We start from the raw sequence: 17,671 nt of genomic DNA on the forward strand, positions 1-17,671 counted from the left end.
GTTTGGACGTATTGCTGCAATTTTTGCAGGTGAAACAAATTGGCGTGGATGTGGAACAGTTGGGCGCGTTCGGTCGGCCAGCCAGCGGTCACGGACAACACGTTTTGGTAGCTGGAAAAAATCTCGGAGGAAGCGCGGAACGATTCCATCGCCGATAACAAATTGCGCGTCCAGCTCTCGAAAAAGGCCCACCAGTCGTGAACGGAACTGGCTGCGGTAAGCCCTGATTGCACAGGAGCGGTCTCGTTTCCTTGCGGCGGGCTGACCGCTGGCCGATAGTTCGGGATGAGCATGGCAGGTGAAAATGTCGCCCGGCGTGGCTGCTGGGCTTTGCCCAAAAAATGGCGCGGGTTTTCAAAGACGCTATACATTTGAAAAAAAGTCGCCGCGATGTGCTTGCAAAGACGGGTGTAGGGGCAGGTACAGGAGCTGCCTTGCACTTCCTCCAAATCGAGGCGCACATGGTACACTTGTGATCCTTGCACATCGCTGCATAGTGTGCGGTTATTCTCGACGCGCGTATTGAAAACAACCCCATCGGAAAAGTACGAATACCCACGCTCGATAATCGTGCCTTCCACATGTTGCAGGACTTGCTCTGCAACAGCTATCGCCTGTTCCCGTGTCAACTCTCTTTGCAACATCTGCTTTGATCCTCCGAACGAAGTGTCATCCCTCCATTATAACGCAAAAGTCGGGTGAATGGAAAAAACAAGCGTATTTACGGTGGCGTCATTCCATTTAAAAAGTAGAAAAGCTGCTCATAAAGCGGATCGCCCGATTGGTACAGGCTGATCATTGCCTGTTTGCGCCCGTTTTTGCCAAAAAACCAGCCGCCCGTGTACCAGGCGAGCGGCGAATCGTATTGGAACGGCCCGTAGCTTTGGCCTTGCCGATCTGTTCCGCCAGCAGCTCCGGCCCGCAAATATTCCAGCAGTCGCGCCCGTTTGTCCTGATCATAAGTCACGCCGAGGTCAAATTCGATTTCGACGCCCATTTGCTGGTCGTAGCTGGCAACCGCCGCCGCATCCAGACTTTTTTTCGGATTGAAGTAAGCATTGGGCTGCAAAAAGGCGAGGTCGAAGCCGAGCTGTGACCATTCGTTCCAGCCAGCCGCCTGCTGGTACGGAATCCAGATGCTGCGGAGCGGTTGCCCAGCCATTTTGCAGCTGTGGATCGCCGCGTTGACAGCCTGAATCACCCGCCGATCGTCGTACTCTGGCCCTTGGAAGTACAAGCTTTCCTGAAGCCAGTAAAAACCTCTCAGGCATAGGCAATCTTGCCACGGCTTTGTCGCCCAGCGCTCAAGAAACAGACACATCCAGTCGACGACAGCCTGGATGCGGCACTCGTCGTCACCGAAAACTTGCGGATTCGGGTAAGGCAGCGCAATCCACACATTCGTGCGCGACAACGGCGAACAGCGCACCGCCTGGCACAAGGCATCCAGGTTCCGGTCGCACAAAAACAGCTCATCCATATAGCGCAGCCATTCGTTCCAGTTGGCGGGTGCCTTGTCATGTCGCGCCAAAAAGCGTCCTTCTCCCGACTGGTTCAAAATGCCGAGAGCCAAAAAGAGAAAATCGGTGAACATGACACCATCTGTCAGCCCGGTTGCCGGGTCCGTGTGAAACAGCAGAGGAAGAAAGTCGGTACACTCCCAAAACTGATAGTGCGGCGTTCCGTCCGTGCCGATGCTGTAGCCAGTATACGTGAGGAAAAGTTGATCGATCGGGCTGTTTCGCAGCGAAGGGTAGGGGGCCATGATGCAACACCTCTTTTTCCTCGGATTCATGGCGAAAAGAAACCTTCGCTAACACGTATGTACCTCCATTTGCGAAAAGAAGCTTCATTTTTTGGCGGGATGGGTGTGGCGACTGACGATGTCGTCTGTGATTACCGTCGGCATTATTTTGATCGCGTTTTGGGGATAGCCCGTATTTTAGCAGGAAAACAAGGGCGGATTCGCCAGCCAGCCAGGAAAAACGGCTGGCTATTTTTTTGCCAACCGGGGAAAGCTGATGCAGAAAAGAAAAAAACGGGTAAGGATGATTTTCATGGAAGCGGCAAAAACGAGTCCGATTACCCACAGGCGGGCGAAAAAACGAAGGATTGTCACCCGGGCGCTCGCCATTGTGATCGGGGCGCTGATGGTTGCAGTCGGACTGGAAATTTTTCTCGTGCCGAACAATATTATCGACGGCGGCGTGACGGGTCTGTCGATCATGATGTCGCACCTGACCGGGATCAAGCTCGGGGTTTTCCTCTTTCTGCTCAACTTGCCGTTTTTGTTGATCGGCTACAAGCAGATCGGAAAAACGTTCGCGATCTCCACGCTGTTTGGCGTTGCGGTCATGTCGTTGGGCACGAATTTTTTGCACCATGTCCCAAGTCTGACCGACGACTTGCTGTTGTCTGCGGTGTTCGGCGGAATCATCATCGGGATTGGCGTCGGACTGGTGATTCGTGCAGGCGGTTCGCTAGATGGCACTGAAATTGTCGCCATTTTGCTGACGCGGAAAAGTCCTTTTTCGGTCGGCGAGGTCGTGATGTTTTTCAATATTTTTATTCTCGGCAGCGCAGGCTTCATTTTTGGCTGGGATCGGGCGATGTACTCGCTGATTGCCTACTACATCGCTTATAAAATGATTGACTTGACGATGGTCGGACTGGAGCAATCGAGGTCGGTCTGGATCATCAGCGACTTTCCTGACGAGATCGGCGATGCCTTGTCAGCCAGGCTGGGAAGAGGCATTACGTATTTGCGCGGCGAGGGCGGCTATTCCGGCGACGATAAAAAAGTCATTTTCTGTGTGATCACGCGACTGGAGGAAGCGAAGCTGAAGTCGATCGTCGAGGAGATCGACACTTCTGCCTTTCTCGCAATTGGACATATTCACGATGTATCAGGCGGACGGTTCAAGAAAAAGAACATTCACTAACAGCGGGAAGTGTTACGGCAAGCGAACAGCTTGCTTTTTTTTGTGCAGATAAGAATTTACAAGATTCTTATCCAGTATAAGTGCAACTAAGGCTGCGCCAAAGGCTTGACGCAGCCACGTTTTCTAATGTGGCAAAAGGAAGTGCCTATTTTTCTGAAAACTCGAAAAGCAGCAATTGATTTTTGGCAGACAGAAAATTATGATGGAGATAACAAAAATGAAACTGATGTTCCGAAATTCGGAACAAAATTCGCGACAAACGGGAGCTTTTTATGAACCAACACCAAAACAAGACGGTTGTGAAGTCGATGGAGCTGCTCCAATTGTTCATCGAGCACGAGCGACTTAGCCTGAATGAAATGATCGCGTACGCGCAAATGCCAAAAACGTCTGTTCACCGCATGGCAGGGTCACTGGAAGCGATGGGCTTTTTGCAGCGGGGAGAAGATGGCAAGTATGCGTTGGGGCTGCTGTTTTTGCAGTTCGGACAACTGGTGGCGGAGCGGCTGGATATTCGGCAGCTCGCTTTGCCCGTGATGAGTGTCCTGCGCGACGAGGTAGAGGAAGCGGTCCACCTGATCATTCGGGACGGCGACGAGGCGATCTATGTGGAAAAGCTCGATACTCCGCATCCGGTGCGGCTGTATACGAAGATCGGGAGACGGGCGCCTTTGTACGCGGGGGCGTGTTCGCGAATCATTCTTGCTTTTTTGGCGGAGCAGGAGCGCGAACGCTATTTGCAAGAGGTGGATTTGCAGCCAATCGGTCGCGGGACGATTACGGACAAGGACGAGCTGCGCCGTCTGCTGGCTGAGTCTCGGGCCAAAGGGTTTACGATCAGCCATTCCGAGCTGGAAAACGATACGGTAGCGATTGCTGCACCGATTTTTGACCATCTCGGCCGGATTTGTGCGGGCATCAGTATTGCCGGGCCACAGGAGCGGTTCTCGCAGGCGCGGCTACCTGAACTGGTTGCTCACCTGACGAATGCGGCGGAGCGGATCTCGACGGCGCTTGGCTATCGGCGGGCAAACGGGAATGAGTAATCTACTTTTAGAAAAAAGGGAGAGAAGCGAAATGAAAACGATTTTGGTCACAGGATTTGACCCGTTTGGCGGGGAGGCGATCAATCCGGCCTGGGAGTCGGTGAAACGGCTGGCTGAGGTGGAAGCTGGGGAGTACCGCATCGTGGCAAGGCAGCTCCCGACGGTGTTCGGCAAATCGGTCGAACTGCTTTTGCAAGCGATCCGCGAGATTTCGCCCGATCTCGTTTTTTGCATCGGACAGGCTGGCGGACGTGCGGATATTAGCATCGAGCGGGTAGCGATCAACGTAGACGATGCGCGAATCCCGGACAACGCGGGCAAGCAGCCGATCGACACGCCAATCGTGGAAGACGGCCCTGTCGCCTATTGGTCGAGTTTGCCGATCAAAGCTATCGTCAAAGAAATGCGGGCAAAAGGGATACCTGCCTCCGTGTCGCAAACAGCGGGCACGTTTGTCTGCAATCATCTGTTTTACGGGCTGATGCACGCCTTGGACAAAGAATATCCGGCTGTTCGCGGAGGCTTTGTCCATATTCCGTATTTGCCTGAACAAGCGGCCAAGCATCCGGGGCAGCCGAGCATGTCGGTAGAGACGATTGTCAACGGTTTGCAGATTGCCATCGAAACGGCTGTGAATCACGAACGCGACATCGTGGAGGGCGGCGGACAAATCAGCTGACACCAAGATCGCGTGGCACAGCAGCGTAGCGACACAGATGGGCAGGAGGAGTGCAGAGTGGAGCGACTGGAGTTTTTTCCGCTCGGAGATGCAGGAATTGTTCTCAAGCTGGGGGATGTGATCGACGAACAGACGCGGCAAAAGATCATGGCGATCTCCGCGTATTTGGAGCAGCAGCCGCTGTCGGGAATGACCGAATACGTGCCTGGCTACACGACTGTGACGATTTATTACGACCCGCTCGCATGGCGCGATCCGCTTGGACAAGAGTTGGCGTACGATCGTTTCCAGGCAGCGCTCGAAAATCAGTTGCGCCAATTGTCTTTTTCCGCCGCATCGGAGCAACGGGTGGTGGACATCCCGGTCTGCTACGGCGGACAGTACGGCCCGGATTTGCAAGAAGTGTCCGAATACCACGGTTTGACGCAGGAAGAAGTCATCCAGATTCACAGCGGTCAAGCGTACATCGTGCACATGATCGGCTTCGCCCCCGGTTTCCCGTATTTGGGCGGGCTGGACAAGCGGATCGCCACTCCGCGCAGGTCGACGCCACGTACGGCGATTGCGCCGGGCAGCGTCGGGATCGGCGGGGCACAGACAGGCGTATACCCGCTGGAAAGTCCCGGCGGTTGGCAAATTATCGGTCGCACGCCAGAGCGTCTGTTTCGCCCGGAAGAGCATCCGCCCAGCTTGCTGCGCGCAGGTGATCGGGTGCGCTTCGTTCCGATTTCTGCGGCTGAGTATGAACAGAGAAAGCAGGTGGGGCGATGAGTGTCGAAGTCATCTCGCCAGGCTTGTTCACGACCGTACAAGATTTGGGCAGATACGGGTATCAGCGGCATGGCGTCCATGTCAACGGAGCGATGGACGCGCTGGCGCTGCGAGTGGCGAACCTGCTCGTCGGCAACGAGCCTGACGCAGCTGTTTTGGAGCTGACCATGAAAGGGCCAGCGCTGCGCTTTCACCAGGATGTGCTCGTGGCGGTATGCGGGGCGGACATGCAGCCTGTTTTAGATGAGCGCCGTCTTCGCCGCAATCGCCCAGTCTTGGTCCAAAGCGGCAGTGTCCTCCGCTTCGGGCATGCGAGAGAAGGCTGCCGCGCCTATCTCGCCATCGCAGGCGGCTTTGACGTGCCGCTCGTGATGAACAGCCGAAGCACGAACGTGCGGGCCAAATTTGGCGGGGCATGGGGCAGAGCGCTTGCGGAAACAGACAGGCTGTCCCTGGGAAAGCCGGGAAAAAAGAATGTACGGCTTGCCCGGCAACTGCAAGACCGGAGCGTGAACAGAGCCGATTCCTTTTGCGAGGCCGACTGGTTTGTCCCACAATCATTTTTCCCTTATCCACAGCAAAAAGACGCGGTCGTACGGGTCATGCCCGGGGCCGAGAGCGAGCTGTTCACCGCGCAAAGCCGCCGCGATTTTTGGACAACGCCCTATCAAATCAGCGTGCAGTCAGACCGGATGGGATATCGGCTGCACGGGCCAGAGCTTGCGCTGAACGAACCTGTCGAGCTGATCTCTTCCGCTGTGTCTGCCGGAACGATCCAAGTTCCGCCGAGTGGAATGCCGATCGTATTGCTGGCAGATCGGCAAACGGTAGGCGGCTATCCGAAAATCGGCCATGTGGCGACTGTCGATTTGCCCATCCTGGCCCAGCTGCGTCCACATGATCGGGTACAGTTTCAACAAGTGACCTTGCGCGCTGCCCAGCAGGCATGGTACGAGCAGGAAAAGGCGCTCGCAGAACTCGAAACGGGAATTGAGCTTTACTTGGGAGGGAGGAGCAAACGATGAAGACTGTCGATTTGAACTGCGACATGGGGGAAAGCTTCGGCGTGTATCGCCTGGGCAATGATCAGGCGATTTTGCCGTATATCAGTTCAGCGAATATCGCTTGCGGCCTGCATGCGGGCGATCCGGCGACGATGCGAAAAACAGTGAAGCTGGCTCTGGAAAACGAAGTGGCAATCGGCGCCCATCCTGGCCTGGCCGATCTGGTTGGGTTCGGTCGTCGCAATCTGGATATCTCCGCGCAGGACGCCTACGAGCTGACGGTCTACCAGATCGGTGCGCTGCAAGCTTTTGTCCAGGCAGAAGGCGGCACGATGCAGCACGTCAAGCCGCACGGAGCCTTGTACAACATGGCAGCAACGCGCCCGGCCCTGGCGGAAGCGATAGCGGAAGCAGTGTTCAAGGTTAACCCGGAGCTGGTGCTGTTTGGGCTGGCCGGGAGCGAATTGACACGGGCAGCGGAAAAAATCGGGCTACGCGCCGCCCATGAGGTGTTTGCCGACCGGACGTATCAGGCAGACGGGACATTGACGCCCCGCACAGAGCCAAACGCCCTGATCACGGACGATCAGGCAGCCGTGCGGCAGGTCGTGCGGATGGTGACAGAAGGAGTCGTGCAATCTGTGCAAGGCGCAGATGTGTCGATACGGGCTGATACGATTTGCATTCATGGAGACGGTGCCCACGCTCTGGAGTTTGCCCAGTGCATTCGTCAGGCGCTTGCCGCCGCGCATATTTCCATCCGTCCCGTGCGCTCGTAAGCAGATGAGCTAGATCAAAACGGGTCAGCCTCCGGAAAAGGCGCACAGGCAACTGGCAGGATGAAACCGGAGTGAATGGGGAACAATCAGAGGAAAAGCTGGTGGAGGGAGAGGACGACCATCGTACAGATGAACTGCGATACATCCTCCTTGAAAGCGGAGCTGAAGCAGGAATTGACCAGCATCCTCGCGGTTATGCAGCAAAGCTTGCTCGCTCTCGATCAAGCGGAAGGCTGCTTGCTGGGCACTTTTGACGAGATTCGCAGCAGATTCAGCCGACTGGAGACGACAGCGGCTTCCTTTTATTTGCAATGCTATCTCGCTCCGTATTCGTCTACATATACCGACTTGTCTTTGGCTGTTTCGCATTTGGCGCAAAAGCGTCAAGGTGCCCTGGTCGTCATGGAGCGGGAAGATTCCGTAGCTCCCTTTTTGCAGGCGGGCATCCCGATTGGGGCCGTGTTGAGCCATTCCTTGCTCGAATCGATCTTTTTTCCGGGCAGTCCGCTGCACGATGGGGCGGTGTACATTCGCGGAGATCAGATTGTCTCGGCTGCCAACGTCCTGCCGCTGTCGCAGATTACCGTCGGGGAAAAGAAGCTGGGAACGAGGCACCGCGCGGCATTGGGACTCAGCGAGCAATGCGACGCGCTGATCATCGTCGTCTCCGAGGAGACAGGCAAAGCATCGTTTGCCTTGCAAGGCAGGCTTTACCCGATCATTACCCATATGTAGCAGGAACGAAAAAGAGGACCGGGGCACCTGAAAAGGGCGCGCGGTCCTCTTGCGCATGCGCTGGAACGGTTCCGTGAATCCGGCGAACCGCTTTGCCGTTTTGCTTGCCGCTTGCTTATGCCCAGTTTCCGTTGCGGAATACAGGCTCGCGGACACCGTCAGCTGTTTCGCCATCGATGTTCATCTGCTCGGAGCCAACCATGAAATCGACGTGCACCAGGCTCGTATTGATGCCGTGTGCCGCCAATTGTTCCTGGCTCATGTCTGCACCGCCCTCGATATTGACCGAGTAAGCGCTGCCAATCGCCAGGTGATTCGAGGCATTTTCGTCAAACAGCGTGTTGTAAAAAATGATGTTGGACAAAGAGATCGGAGACTGGTGGGGAACCAGCGCGACTTCTCCGAGATAGTGCGAGCCTTCGTCCGTTGCGACGAGCTGCTTCAGCGCTTCTTCGCCTTTTTCGGCAGTGACCGAAACGATTTTTCCCTGCTCAAACGTCAAGCTGAAATTCTCGATGATGTTTCCTTGATAACTGAGCGGCTTCGTGCTGCGGACGGTTCCGTTCACGCCGTCTCTTTTCGGAGCGGTGAACACTTCTTCGGTAGGCATGTTCGCCATGAAGGAAACGCCTTTTTCGTTCACGCTGCCCCCTCCGATCCAGACGTGGCGGTCAGGAAGCTCGATCGTCAATTGGGTCCCTGGCGCTTCGTAGTGGAGGTAACGATACTGCTTCGCGTTCAAATACGCGACTTTGCTGTTGAGCGTGGCATGATGGTCGTGCCAAGCCTGAACCGGATCAGCCGCGTCTGTGCGAGTCGCTTTGAAGATCGCGTCCCACAGAGCGGGGACCTGCTCGTCCGCTGGCAAGTCAGGAAACACGGTAGCGGCCCATGCCTCGGATGGAACGGCGAGCACGCACCAGCTTACTTTGTCTGACATCGTGTAGCTGCGGAACGTCTGCAAGGCTTGTCCGGCTGCCTTGTTCGCGCTGGAGATTCGCTCAAGCTTCACGCCTTTGAGCAAGTCAGGGTTGGTGGAGGAAACGTACAAGAAGGCAGCGCCGTTTTGCGCCAGTTCCTCCATGCCTTGCGCTTTCCACTGCGGATACTCGGCAAAAGCTTCATCGGGTGCCAGATCGTATTTCATGCGGGTCAATTCGTCGTCGGTCCATTCGATATGTACGTGTTTTGCTCCCGCTTCGTACGCTTTGCGCGCTACTTTGCGCACAAACGGAGCGGAGGAGAGCGGTGCGCTAACAACAAGTGTCTGCATCGGCTGTACGTTGACGCCGACTTTTACAGCGAGATCGGCATAGCGATCAAACATCACTTCAAAAGACATAAGAAAACCTCCCTTTCTTTGGCGATAAATTCTTTTCTATTATACCTGGGAAATTGGAATGGCTTGCTAGTTATTTTCGAAAGAATTTCCTCGGAAAGCGCAGGAAAAGACAGATTACGGCGGATTTCGCGTGCAAAGCGGACTTGTATATTTTCGCGAATTGGAGGAAAATTCAAATAGAATCAAACTTGAATAATCAAAAACATTTTACTGAGGGAATGACAAGGAGGCAGACAGAGTGAAAACGAGACTCATGCGTGACCAGGTGGCCGTAGAACATACGTGGAACCTGGACGATTTATTTGCCAGCCAAGAAGCATGGGAGCAGGAGCTTGACGAGATTGTCAATCAGCTGCCGATTGTCACCGCATTCCAAGGACAGCTACATACAGGAGCAGAGACATTGCTCGCATGTCTGGAAGCAAAAGAAGCAATGGAGGTGCGGGCGAATCTGGTGGCGACATACGCCCGCCTGCGTTCCTCCGAAGATGGCACCAATCCGCTCAATCAGGCAAATTCTGCGCGGGTGGGCGATGTCGTGTCGACGCTGAACGCAGCGCTTTCGTTTGTGCCTTCCGAAATTTTGGCGCTGCCAGATGGCACGATTGAGAAATACCTGCAAGAAGAGCCGGGACTTGCGCCTTTTGCCAGAAGTCTTTCCGATTTGCTGGAAACGAAGCCGTATCGACTGTCTGCGGATACGGAGTCTGCCATTGCCGCACTCGGTGAAGTGTTTGCAGCGCCTTACACGATTTATCAACGCGGGAAGCTGTCCGACATGTCCTTCGCGCCTGTCAAAGATGGGGCGGGGGCAGAACGTCCGGTTTCGTTTGCTTTGTTTGAAGCGGACTATGAAATGTCTTCCGATACGACATTGCGCCGGGCTGCCTACGAATCTTTTTCGAAAACGTTGGCGGCTTATCAAAACTCGTTCGCTGCCGTCTATGCCACAGAGGTGAAGAAGCAGACCGTCCTGTCCAGATTGCGCGGCTTCGACAGCGTCACCGACATGCTGCTGCATCCTCAACAAGTATCGCTCGAACTGTACCACAACATTCTCGATATTATCGGAACAGAGCTGGCTCCGCACATGCGCCGCTACGCCAAGCTCAAAGCGCGAGAGCTGGGACTGGAAAAGCTGACGTTTTGCGATTTGAAAGCGCCGCTCGATCCTGAATTTAGCCCGCCGATTACGATTGAGGAAGCGGGGCGCCTGATCAAGTCCGCTTTGCAGGTGATGGGACCGGAATACGCAGAGATCATGGACAAAGCGCTGTCCGAGCGCTGGATCGATTACGTCGACAACGTGGGCAAATCGACAGGGGCTTTCTGCTCGACGCCGTACAGCAATCACTCCTATATTCTGATCACCTGGTCGGGCAACATGCGCAGCGCCTTCACACTGGCTCATGAGCTGGGACATTGCGGTCACTTCACGTTGGCTACCCGTGAGCAAAGCTATACCAACTCGCGTCCGTCCTTGTACTTTATCGAGGCACCGTCCACGATCAACGAGCTGCTGCTCGCCCAGCACATCATGGAGCAGTCTGACGATCCGCGCCTCAAGCGCTGGGTCATTTTGCAACTGATGAACACGTACTACCACAACTTCGTGACGCATCTGCTGGAAGGCCGCATGCAGCGCAAAGTGTACGAAGCCGCGCAAAACGACGTGCCGTTGACAGCGAAAAAGCTGTCGGAGTGGAAAGGGCAAGTGCTGGCAGAGTTCTGGGGAGACACCGTGGAGCTTGACGAGGCAGCCAGCCTGACCTGGATGCGCCAGCCGCACTACTACATGGGACTGTATCCGTACACGTATGCGGCGGGATTGACCGCTTCCACTGCGATGGCGGCAAGCATTAAAGCGGAAGGGCAACCAGCTGTCGACCGTTGGCTTTCTGTTTTGAAAGCAGGGGGCACGCTGAAGCCGCTGGAGCTGATGAAAAAAGCAGGCGTAGATATGTCAGAGCCGCAGCCGATCCGCGATGCCGTGGCGTATGTCGGCAGTCTCGTAGACGAGCTGGAAAGACTGTTTGAAAAATAACCAGTTGCCCAAAGCTTAGCTGAACAGGAAAAAAGGCTTGTGATGACGAAAGCATCACGAGCCTTTTTCGACTTTTGGATGAAAGAGAACAGGAGAACGGGAAATGACCGAATTTACGAAGCGCGCCATTCAGATTATCGCCAGCATTCCAGCAGGCACTGTCATGACGTACGGACAGATCGCCGCATTGGCCGGGAGTCCGCGGGGAGCCAGACAAATCGTGCGGATACTCCACTCCATGTCGCAAAAGCACAAGCTCCCGTGGCACCGGGTCATCAATGCCAAAGGAAAAATCGGGTTGCAAGACTTCGATTCCATGACGCTGCAAAAAATGTTGCTGGAAGGCGAAGGCGTAACGGTGTCCAAGACGGGCGACATCGATCTGGAACGGTTTCAACACCACCCTGAACCTGGACTGGCTCGATTTCCTGATTAGTAGCCGACTTCCACCGAAGCGATCACGACGTACGCCAGATCGTTTTTGTCTTCCTTTTCCGCAATGACGACGCCACTGCTCGTCAGCATGCCGCCGTCCACGACTTCAAACGACACTTCTCCGTAAGGCAGCTCCGCCCGCACGGTATCGAGATCGAGCTTGTCGCGGTCGGCAGGCACAGCGAGACGCACGTTGACTTTCATTTTGTGAATATCATTTCCGGGCAGCACAGAGCGCAGACCCGGCATCGAGTTGTGATGGATGGCGTTTTGGACAGCGCGAACGGCTGCTTTGGTAACGTTTTGTCCATGGAGATCGATCCCCATGCCGATTTCGATAAACATGACTTTGTCCATTGTCGCATTCACTCCTACTATTTTCCTTCGTCGTTTCTCTCCCATCTTACCACGAATCGCGATTTTTTCCTGCCTGACGTATTGTGTTTATCCATGACTCGTGTCATCATTACACTTTGGCATCATTGCTCGACGATTCTTGGTTCATAATGGAGGCAGGTTTGAAGTGGAACGGTATCCTTTTGCCTACGATCCCGCCCAGCCGTTTATCTCGCAAGTAAGTGACTGGGTAGCGGACGTGTTTTACGATATTTTGCCTGAGGCTGGCTTCGAAGTGCGCGACGAGCAGATTTACATGGCTTTTCAGCTGGAGCGGGCCTTCCAGGAGAAACAGACGATTTTTGCCGAAGCAGGCGTAGGCACGGGAAAAACGCTCGCTTATTTGCTGTACGCCATCTGCTATGCGCGTTATACGAGAAAGCCGGCGATCATCGCCTGTGCCAACGAGTCGTTGATCGAACAGCTGGTGAAGCCGGAGGGGGATATCGCCAAGCTGGCCAAGCATCTCGACTTGACCATTGACGCGAGGCTCGGCAAGTCGCCAGACCAGTACATTTGCTTGCGCAAGCTGGACGAGGCGCGTTACAAGCTGGACAGCGACGAAGTGTTTATGCACATTTACGAGGAGCTGCCATCGTTTGTCCACAAGCATGAAGCGCTTCAATCGTTTACTCCATACGGCGACCGCAGCGCCTACTCCGCGCTGAACGACCAGCAGTGGTCGCAAATGAACTGGGACGCTTTCCAGGACTGTTTTGTCTGCGACAGACAGCATCGGTGCGGACAGACTTTGTCGCGCAACCATTACCGCCAGTCTGCCGATCTGATCATTTGCTCGCACGATTTTTACATGGAGCATGTCTGGACGTATGAGGCGCGGAAGCGGGGAGGACAACTGCCGCTTTTGCCTAATCACAGCTCTGTCATCTTCGACGAAGGGCATCTGCTGGAGCCTGCGGCGCAAAAGGCGTTGACCTACAAGCTGAATCATTCCGTGTTTGAAGAAATCATTACGCGCCTGCTGCAAGGCGAAATCAGGGAGTCGCTGGCGGTAGCGATTGAAGAAGCGATTATCCAGAGTGAAGATTTGTTTTTGCGACTGAACGCCGAAAGCAAGCCGGTTGCCGGTTCGACGCGCAAGGAGATCTCCTTCCATCCGCAGCTGATTGCCTCGATCCACCGTTTTACGAGCCTGATTGCTTCGATTGAAGAGGAGCTGGCGCTGGAGAGCGGCCTGTATTCTTTGGACGAGTTCCAATTGCGGATTGTGGAAGAGCATCTGGAAATGATGCAGCTGGCTCTCGGCTTGTTCCAGAAGCCTGATCACGTCATTTCCTGGATGAGCGAAGAATGGACAGGCCCTACGTTGGTCGTCATGCCGAAAATGGTGCAGGAAGTTTTGCGGGAACGCGTTTTCGCGCAAAACATGCCGATTATTTTCTCTTCCGCGACCTTGTCGGTAGAAGGCTCGTTTGACTACATCGCGGACAGTCTCGGCATCGAAGACTATTTGTCGTTCTCCGTCGCTTCGCCTTACGAATATGCGGAGCAGATGGAAGCTTTCGTGCCGCCGTTGTCCTGTACGCAGCCGTTTGCGGAAAAAATGGATTTGGCTGTGTCGCTGCTGCAAAAAACGGGCGGTCGTGCGCTGCTGCTGTTTTCGTCGATGGAGGAAATGCAGGAGTTCAAAGCGGCTGTGGGAGCTTACCCGGAGTGCGTTTCCATGCGTTTCTGGTACGAAGGCGATGCGGAAATCAGCCACCTGATCTCCTGTTTTCAGAACGACGAGGAGAGCATCCTGTGCGCCGTGACGTTGTGGGAAGGGCTGGATGTGCCGGGGCCGTCGCTGTCCAACGTGATCATCTGGTCGCTGCCGTTTCCTCCGAACGATCCGGTGTTTGCCGCCAAGCGGAAAAGCGCGGCGTCGCCGTTCGCCGAGGTCGATTTGCCATACATGCTGCTGCGTCTGCGCCAAGGGATTGGCCGTCTGATTCGGACGCGCGAGGACAGCGGCATCGTCTCGATTTTAAGCCCGGAGCTGTGGAACGACGAGCAGCTGCGAAAACATGTGCAGAGCGTCTTTCCCGCCGGGGTCGAGTGGCGTGATGCCTGGGCAAGCGAATTGGTGTAGACGTGTGCAGGAGACGGGAACGGGAGCTTGCACGCCGTTCTTCTGTTGTGGAAAAAAGGAAAGCAAAAAAGAGGCAGGAGCCAAGGCGGCGTCCTGCTTCTTTTTTATTCCGGCATGTTGCCGACAGTCGGATCGACGGTGAAATCGCGCTGAAAGCCTGCGTACTTGACTTCGGACACCATGCCTTTTGCCGCGTGCCCCAGATCGTGACAGTGGAACATCCACTCGCCCGGATTGTCGGCTGCAAAAGCGACGGCATAAGACTCGCCGGGCTGTACGTTCAACGTATCTTTCCGCAGCGGCGAGCCGGAAATAGGCTTGCCGTTTTTGCTCAACACCTGGAAAAAGTGTCCGTGCAAATGCATCGGGTGCACATCCTCCGGCGAGTTATTGACGAGTGTGACTTTGATCAGATCGCCTTTTTGCACATCGAGGGGAGGGACGTTCGGAAACGTTTGCCCATTGATCGTAAACGCCATTTGTCCATCGCGCGTGTCCGTGTTCAAATCCATCCGGTACGTCACGTCATAGGCTTGATCGAGTGAAAAGCTGCTTTTCGCTGCCTCGCCGTAAGTCGTGATGTCGACGACAGGCAGGGGGTTCGCCGATTCGGCTTGGCGTTGCGCGTGCTCCTGACCTTCGTAGACGATGGGAACGGCCAACGACTTGGCTCCGGGATTGCTGCTCTTTTCTTCCAGCAGCCACGCTCCCGGCTGGTTTGCGACAAATTCGAGGTCGTATCGTTCGCCAGGGGCGATGTTGAGCAGCTGATCTTTGACAAGCGGCGGATTGTGCAGCGGTTGCCCATCTGTGGAGACGATCTTGAACGCATGTCCTTGCAAATTCAGCTTGTGGGACAAATACCCGGCATTGATCAGGCGGATGCGCACCTTTTCCCCTTCCTTCACCCGCAGGGGTGCAATCGCCGAACCTGTCTTGCCATTGACGGAAAAGATCGTGTACATGAGCGGCATCATTTTCGCATCACTCATGCCATTCATATCCGGCATGTCGTGGCCGCTTCCGGCCGAGGTGCCCGGCGAAGCGGGAGTAGTCCCGTGATTCATGCCTGCCATCGCGCCTGATCCTCCGTGCATCTCTGCCATGCTGTCGTCCTGCATCCACTCGTCCAGGACGAGCGTAAAGTCTTTGTCCACTGGGGCGGACGTTTTCGGTTCGACGACGAGCGAGCCGTACAGTCCTTTGTCTACTTGCTTCGAGCTGTTCTGGTGCGAGTGGTACCAGTACGTGCCTGCGACATCGGCTGTGAAGCGGTACGTAAAGCTTTCGTTTGGCTTTACCGCATTTTGCGTAACGCCGGGGATGCCGTCCATGTTGTTGGGTACGGGCAGTCCGTGCCAGTGGATCGTCACAGGCTCCGGCAGTTCATTTTTCAGCGTGACGGAAACGGTTTCGCCTTGCTTGACGCGCAGCTGCGGGCCTGGAACAGTTCCGTTGTACGTCCAAGCCGTTTTCATCGTCTGGTCATCGAGATGCAGCATGCTTTCTTTTGCCGTCAAAGTGAACGCATTGCCAGTCAGCACCTGCATGGGACTGTCGCTTGCCGCTGCCATCGGCTGGGTCACAGGGGCGGTTGCCTGCGTGTTGTCCTGGGTAGCCGCCATATTGTGTCCGGCATGCTCTGTAGTGGAAGCTTGGTCCGGCGAGCAAGCGGCGAGAAGTACCAGACCGCCAAGCAACACGGGAAAAACGCTGCTTCGCAACATGGATTGATTCATGGATTTCTGCATCCTCCTCATAATGTTTTTCGAAAAAAGCGTAGCAAAGGAATGTGGAGAAACCATGAAGGCACGGCAACAGGAAGCAGCAGAGCAGGCGTCAAACACGCAAATAGCCGATCTTCCCGCAACAGGAAAATCGGCTTGAAAAGGGTAACGGCTAGTTGCTACATCTGTCTGTGTGGTTTAACGATTTTTGGGAGCGGCAAGTTTTTGGCTGACCAGCGACATGAGCAGTGCCAACGCGAAAAAGTACAGCGGCATCGTGACGAGCGAGCCGTTGTGCAAGTAGCTCATGCCAGTCGTAATCAGGCTGACCAGCACGTAGTAGCCTAGCCCCAAAATCGCGCCAGCCGTTCCAAGCACCGCACCGTAGTCGACAAGTGCGAGACTCAGGCAATTGGGGATGGCGATGCCGATTCCAAGCAGCAGCATAAAAATCGCCGCGAGCATGAGGCACAGCGAGAGCGGATTCGGCTCCACGCCAGCCAAAGTCAAAACAGTCAAGCATGCTGCACCGCCTGTCGCCACCAAAGAACCGATCAAAATGATCTTTTCCGCAGCAAACCGGGGCAGCCATTTTTTCGCTAACATGGCTCCGCAGATCGAGGACAGGGCGACAAGCACGCCCAAAAACCCGAACCAGCCTGGTGTCATCTGAAAAAATTCAATGAAGATGAACGGGGCTTCGGCATAATAACTGAACAAAATGCCGTTCGTCGCCCCGATCAAAAAGGCAAAGGCCCAAATTCTCCGGTCCGCAAGCATCTGCTTGAAAACGGTACGAACAGTTGTCTTGGCCGGGGACGCCACCCTTGTTTCAGGCAGCGAGAAAAAGGTCGCGAAGAACAGCCCGACACTCATCAAGACGAGCGTAAAAAATACCGCCGAAAACCCGAACCATTGGTCGACCCAGCCCCCGATCAACGGTCCGATAGCAGGGGTAAAAGCGAGCGCGGCGGAAATTTGCGCAAAAGCGGCATGCCGTCTGGGACCGTCCATGCACTCCCGCAAGATCGTCTGTGTGACCACAGAACCTGTACTTGCGCCAAAAGCTTGCACAAAACGGCTAACGAGCAGCCACTCGACCGAAGCGGACAAATAGCAGCCAAGGCTGCCCAATCCATAGACGACGATTCCCCAGAGCATGGCCGGGCGGCGTCCGATGGCGTCAGAGAGCCTGCCCCAGCAAAACACACCGAAGGCGAATCCGAGAAAATATATACTGAGCGTCAGTTGAACCGTGCTGTTGCCAACGTGAAGCTGTCTGGCGAGATCCGGCAGCGACGGCGTGTAGATCGTCTCGCTGATTTGCGGAAAACCGACGAGCAAAATGAGCAAAAACAGTGACGGTGTTGAGATTTTGGTATGCAAAATACTTCCCCCTATTCGTTGAAAAATCTCAAACGGTTAGAGGGAAATTACGGGATCGGGGGTTTGCACTTCGTCAGTTGTGAGAATGCCATCATTTGATTTCACCAATCTTTTTTCATAGGGGGAGTTTTGTTAGCGCTGATTATAGCAAAAAACATCCTGGCGGAACTAGCAGAATGCGATCAGGAAGCGTTCTGGCCAAAAACATATGACACTTCTGTTACGATCTGAGTGAAATTGGCAAATCAAGGGGCGATCAATGTTATAATGGAGTATCCTTTATGCAAAAATGA

The 17,671-nt window shown here is 54.8% G+C and carries 15 protein-coding genes and 2 pseudogenes; 11 read left to right on the plus strand and 6 right to left on the minus strand.

Going from position 1 to position 17,671, the window contains the following annotated elements; genetic code table 11:
- Positions 1-341 precede the first annotated feature (341 nt).
- Positions 342-410 (plus strand): annotated as a pseudogene (locus HP435_RS29260) (hypothetical protein); the annotation flags it as partial.
- Here the strand turns inward: HP435_RS29260 and HP435_RS29265 are convergent.
- Positions 387-644, minus strand: a pseudogene (locus HP435_RS29265) (SWIM zinc finger domain-containing protein); the annotation flags it as partial. The pseudogenes HP435_RS29260 and HP435_RS29265 overlap by 24 nt on opposite strands.
- Positions 645-721: 77 nt before the next feature.
- On the minus strand, positions 722-1,765 hold the full coding sequence (locus HP435_RS13710) for a DUF4855 domain-containing protein (RefSeq protein ID WP_173598734.1): 1,044 nt from the start codon (positions 1,763-1,765) through the stop codon (positions 722-724).
- Positions 1,766-2,057: 292 nt separating this feature from the next.
- On the opposite strand from HP435_RS13710, the gene HP435_RS13715 reads away from it, so the two are divergent.
- The 7 genes from HP435_RS13715 to cdaS all read left to right on the plus strand — a co-directional run bounded on the left by HP435_RS13715 (position 2,058) and on the right by cdaS (position 7,956).
- Complete coding sequence (locus tag HP435_RS13715; RefSeq protein WP_122963648.1) at positions 2,058-2,942, plus strand: YitT family protein; 885 nt, start codon at positions 2,058-2,060, stop codon at positions 2,940-2,942.
- A gap of 272 nt (positions 2,943-3,214) precedes the next feature.
- Complete coding sequence (locus HP435_RS13720) at positions 3,215-3,988, plus strand: IclR family transcriptional regulator (protein WP_173598735.1); 774 nt, start codon at positions 3,215-3,217, stop codon at positions 3,986-3,988.
- A gap of 31 nt (positions 3,989-4,019) precedes the next feature.
- Positions 4,020-4,667, plus strand: a complete 648-nt coding sequence (pcp, locus tag HP435_RS13725) for a pyroglutamyl-peptidase I (RefSeq protein WP_173595897.1) — start codon at positions 4,020-4,022, stop codon at positions 4,665-4,667.
- A gap of 57 nt (positions 4,668-4,724) precedes the next feature.
- A complete protein-coding gene (gene pxpB / locus HP435_RS13730) occupies positions 4,725-5,438 on the plus strand; it encodes a 5-oxoprolinase subunit PxpB (protein WP_122963402.1) in 714 nt (237 codons plus the stop codon).
- Positions 5,435-6,463: a 5-oxoprolinase subunit C family protein gene (locus HP435_RS13735; RefSeq protein ID WP_122963401.1), complete on the plus strand. Its 1,029-nt coding sequence runs from the start codon at positions 5,435-5,437 to the stop codon at positions 6,461-6,463. Before pxpB ends, HP435_RS13735 begins: the two co-directional genes overlap by 4 nt.
- Complete coding sequence (locus HP435_RS13740; protein WP_122963400.1) at positions 6,460-7,221, plus strand: LamB/YcsF family protein; 762 nt, start codon at positions 6,460-6,462, stop codon at positions 7,219-7,221. The genes HP435_RS13735 and HP435_RS13740 overlap by 4 nt, the downstream gene beginning before the upstream one ends.
- 75 nt (positions 7,222-7,296) lie before the next feature.
- Entirely contained in the window at positions 7,297-7,956 is a 660-nt protein-coding gene (cdaS, locus tag HP435_RS13745; protein ID WP_122963399.1) for a sporulation-specific diadenylate cyclase CdaS, read from the plus strand.
- Between the two features lie 115 nt (positions 7,957-8,071).
- Here cdaS and HP435_RS13750 read toward each other — a convergent pair whose 3' ends face one another.
- Positions 8,072-9,298, minus strand: coding sequence for an aminopeptidase (locus HP435_RS13750; RefSeq protein ID WP_122963398.1), 1,227 nt, complete (start codon positions 9,296-9,298; stop codon positions 8,072-8,074).
- 238 nt (positions 9,299-9,536) lie between these two features.
- Here HP435_RS13750 and pepF point away from each other — a divergent pair, with 238 nt between their 5' ends.
- Positions 9,537-11,342, plus strand: a complete 1,806-nt coding sequence (gene pepF, locus HP435_RS13755) for an oligoendopeptidase F (protein WP_173598736.1) — start codon at positions 9,537-9,539, stop codon at positions 11,340-11,342.
- A 103-nt stretch (positions 11,343-11,445) separates the two neighbouring features.
- The gene (locus tag HP435_RS13760; protein WP_122963396.1) at positions 11,446-11,778 is read left to right on the plus strand and encodes an MGMT family protein; all 333 of its coding nucleotides are present in this window, start codon (positions 11,446-11,448) and stop codon (positions 11,776-11,778) included.
- Here HP435_RS13760 and HP435_RS13765 read toward each other — a convergent pair.
- On the minus strand, positions 11,775-12,134 hold the full coding sequence (locus tag HP435_RS13765; protein ID WP_122963395.1) for a Lin0512 family protein: 360 nt from the start codon (positions 12,132-12,134) through the stop codon (positions 11,775-11,777). The two genes, HP435_RS13760 and HP435_RS13765, sit on opposite strands and share 4 nt — an antisense overlap.
- Before the next feature lie 166 nt (positions 12,135-12,300).
- On the opposite strand from HP435_RS13765, the gene HP435_RS13770 reads away from it, so the two are divergent.
- A complete protein-coding gene (locus HP435_RS13770) occupies positions 12,301-14,265 on the plus strand; it encodes an ATP-dependent DNA helicase (protein ID WP_173598737.1) in 1,965 nt (654 codons plus the stop codon).
- A gap of 104 nt (positions 14,266-14,369) precedes the next feature.
- On the opposite strand, the gene HP435_RS13775 is transcribed toward HP435_RS13770, so the two are convergent.
- Together HP435_RS13775 and HP435_RS13780 are read right to left on the minus strand one after the other, a co-directional pair.
- On the minus strand, positions 14,370-16,004 hold the full coding sequence (locus HP435_RS13775; RefSeq protein WP_173598738.1) for a multicopper oxidase family protein: 1,635 nt from the start codon (positions 16,002-16,004) through the stop codon (positions 14,370-14,372).
- Between the two features lie 186 nt (positions 16,005-16,190).
- Entirely contained in the window at positions 16,191-17,378 is a 1,188-nt protein-coding gene (locus tag HP435_RS13780) for a multidrug effflux MFS transporter (protein ID WP_122963392.1), read from the minus strand.
- Positions 17,379-17,671 lie beyond the last annotated feature (293 nt).

The organism is Brevibacillus sp. HD3.3A (genome assembly GCF_013284375.2).
GTDB classification, from domain to species: domain Bacteria; phylum Bacillota; class Bacilli; order Brevibacillales; family Brevibacillaceae; genus Brevibacillus; species Brevibacillus parabrevis.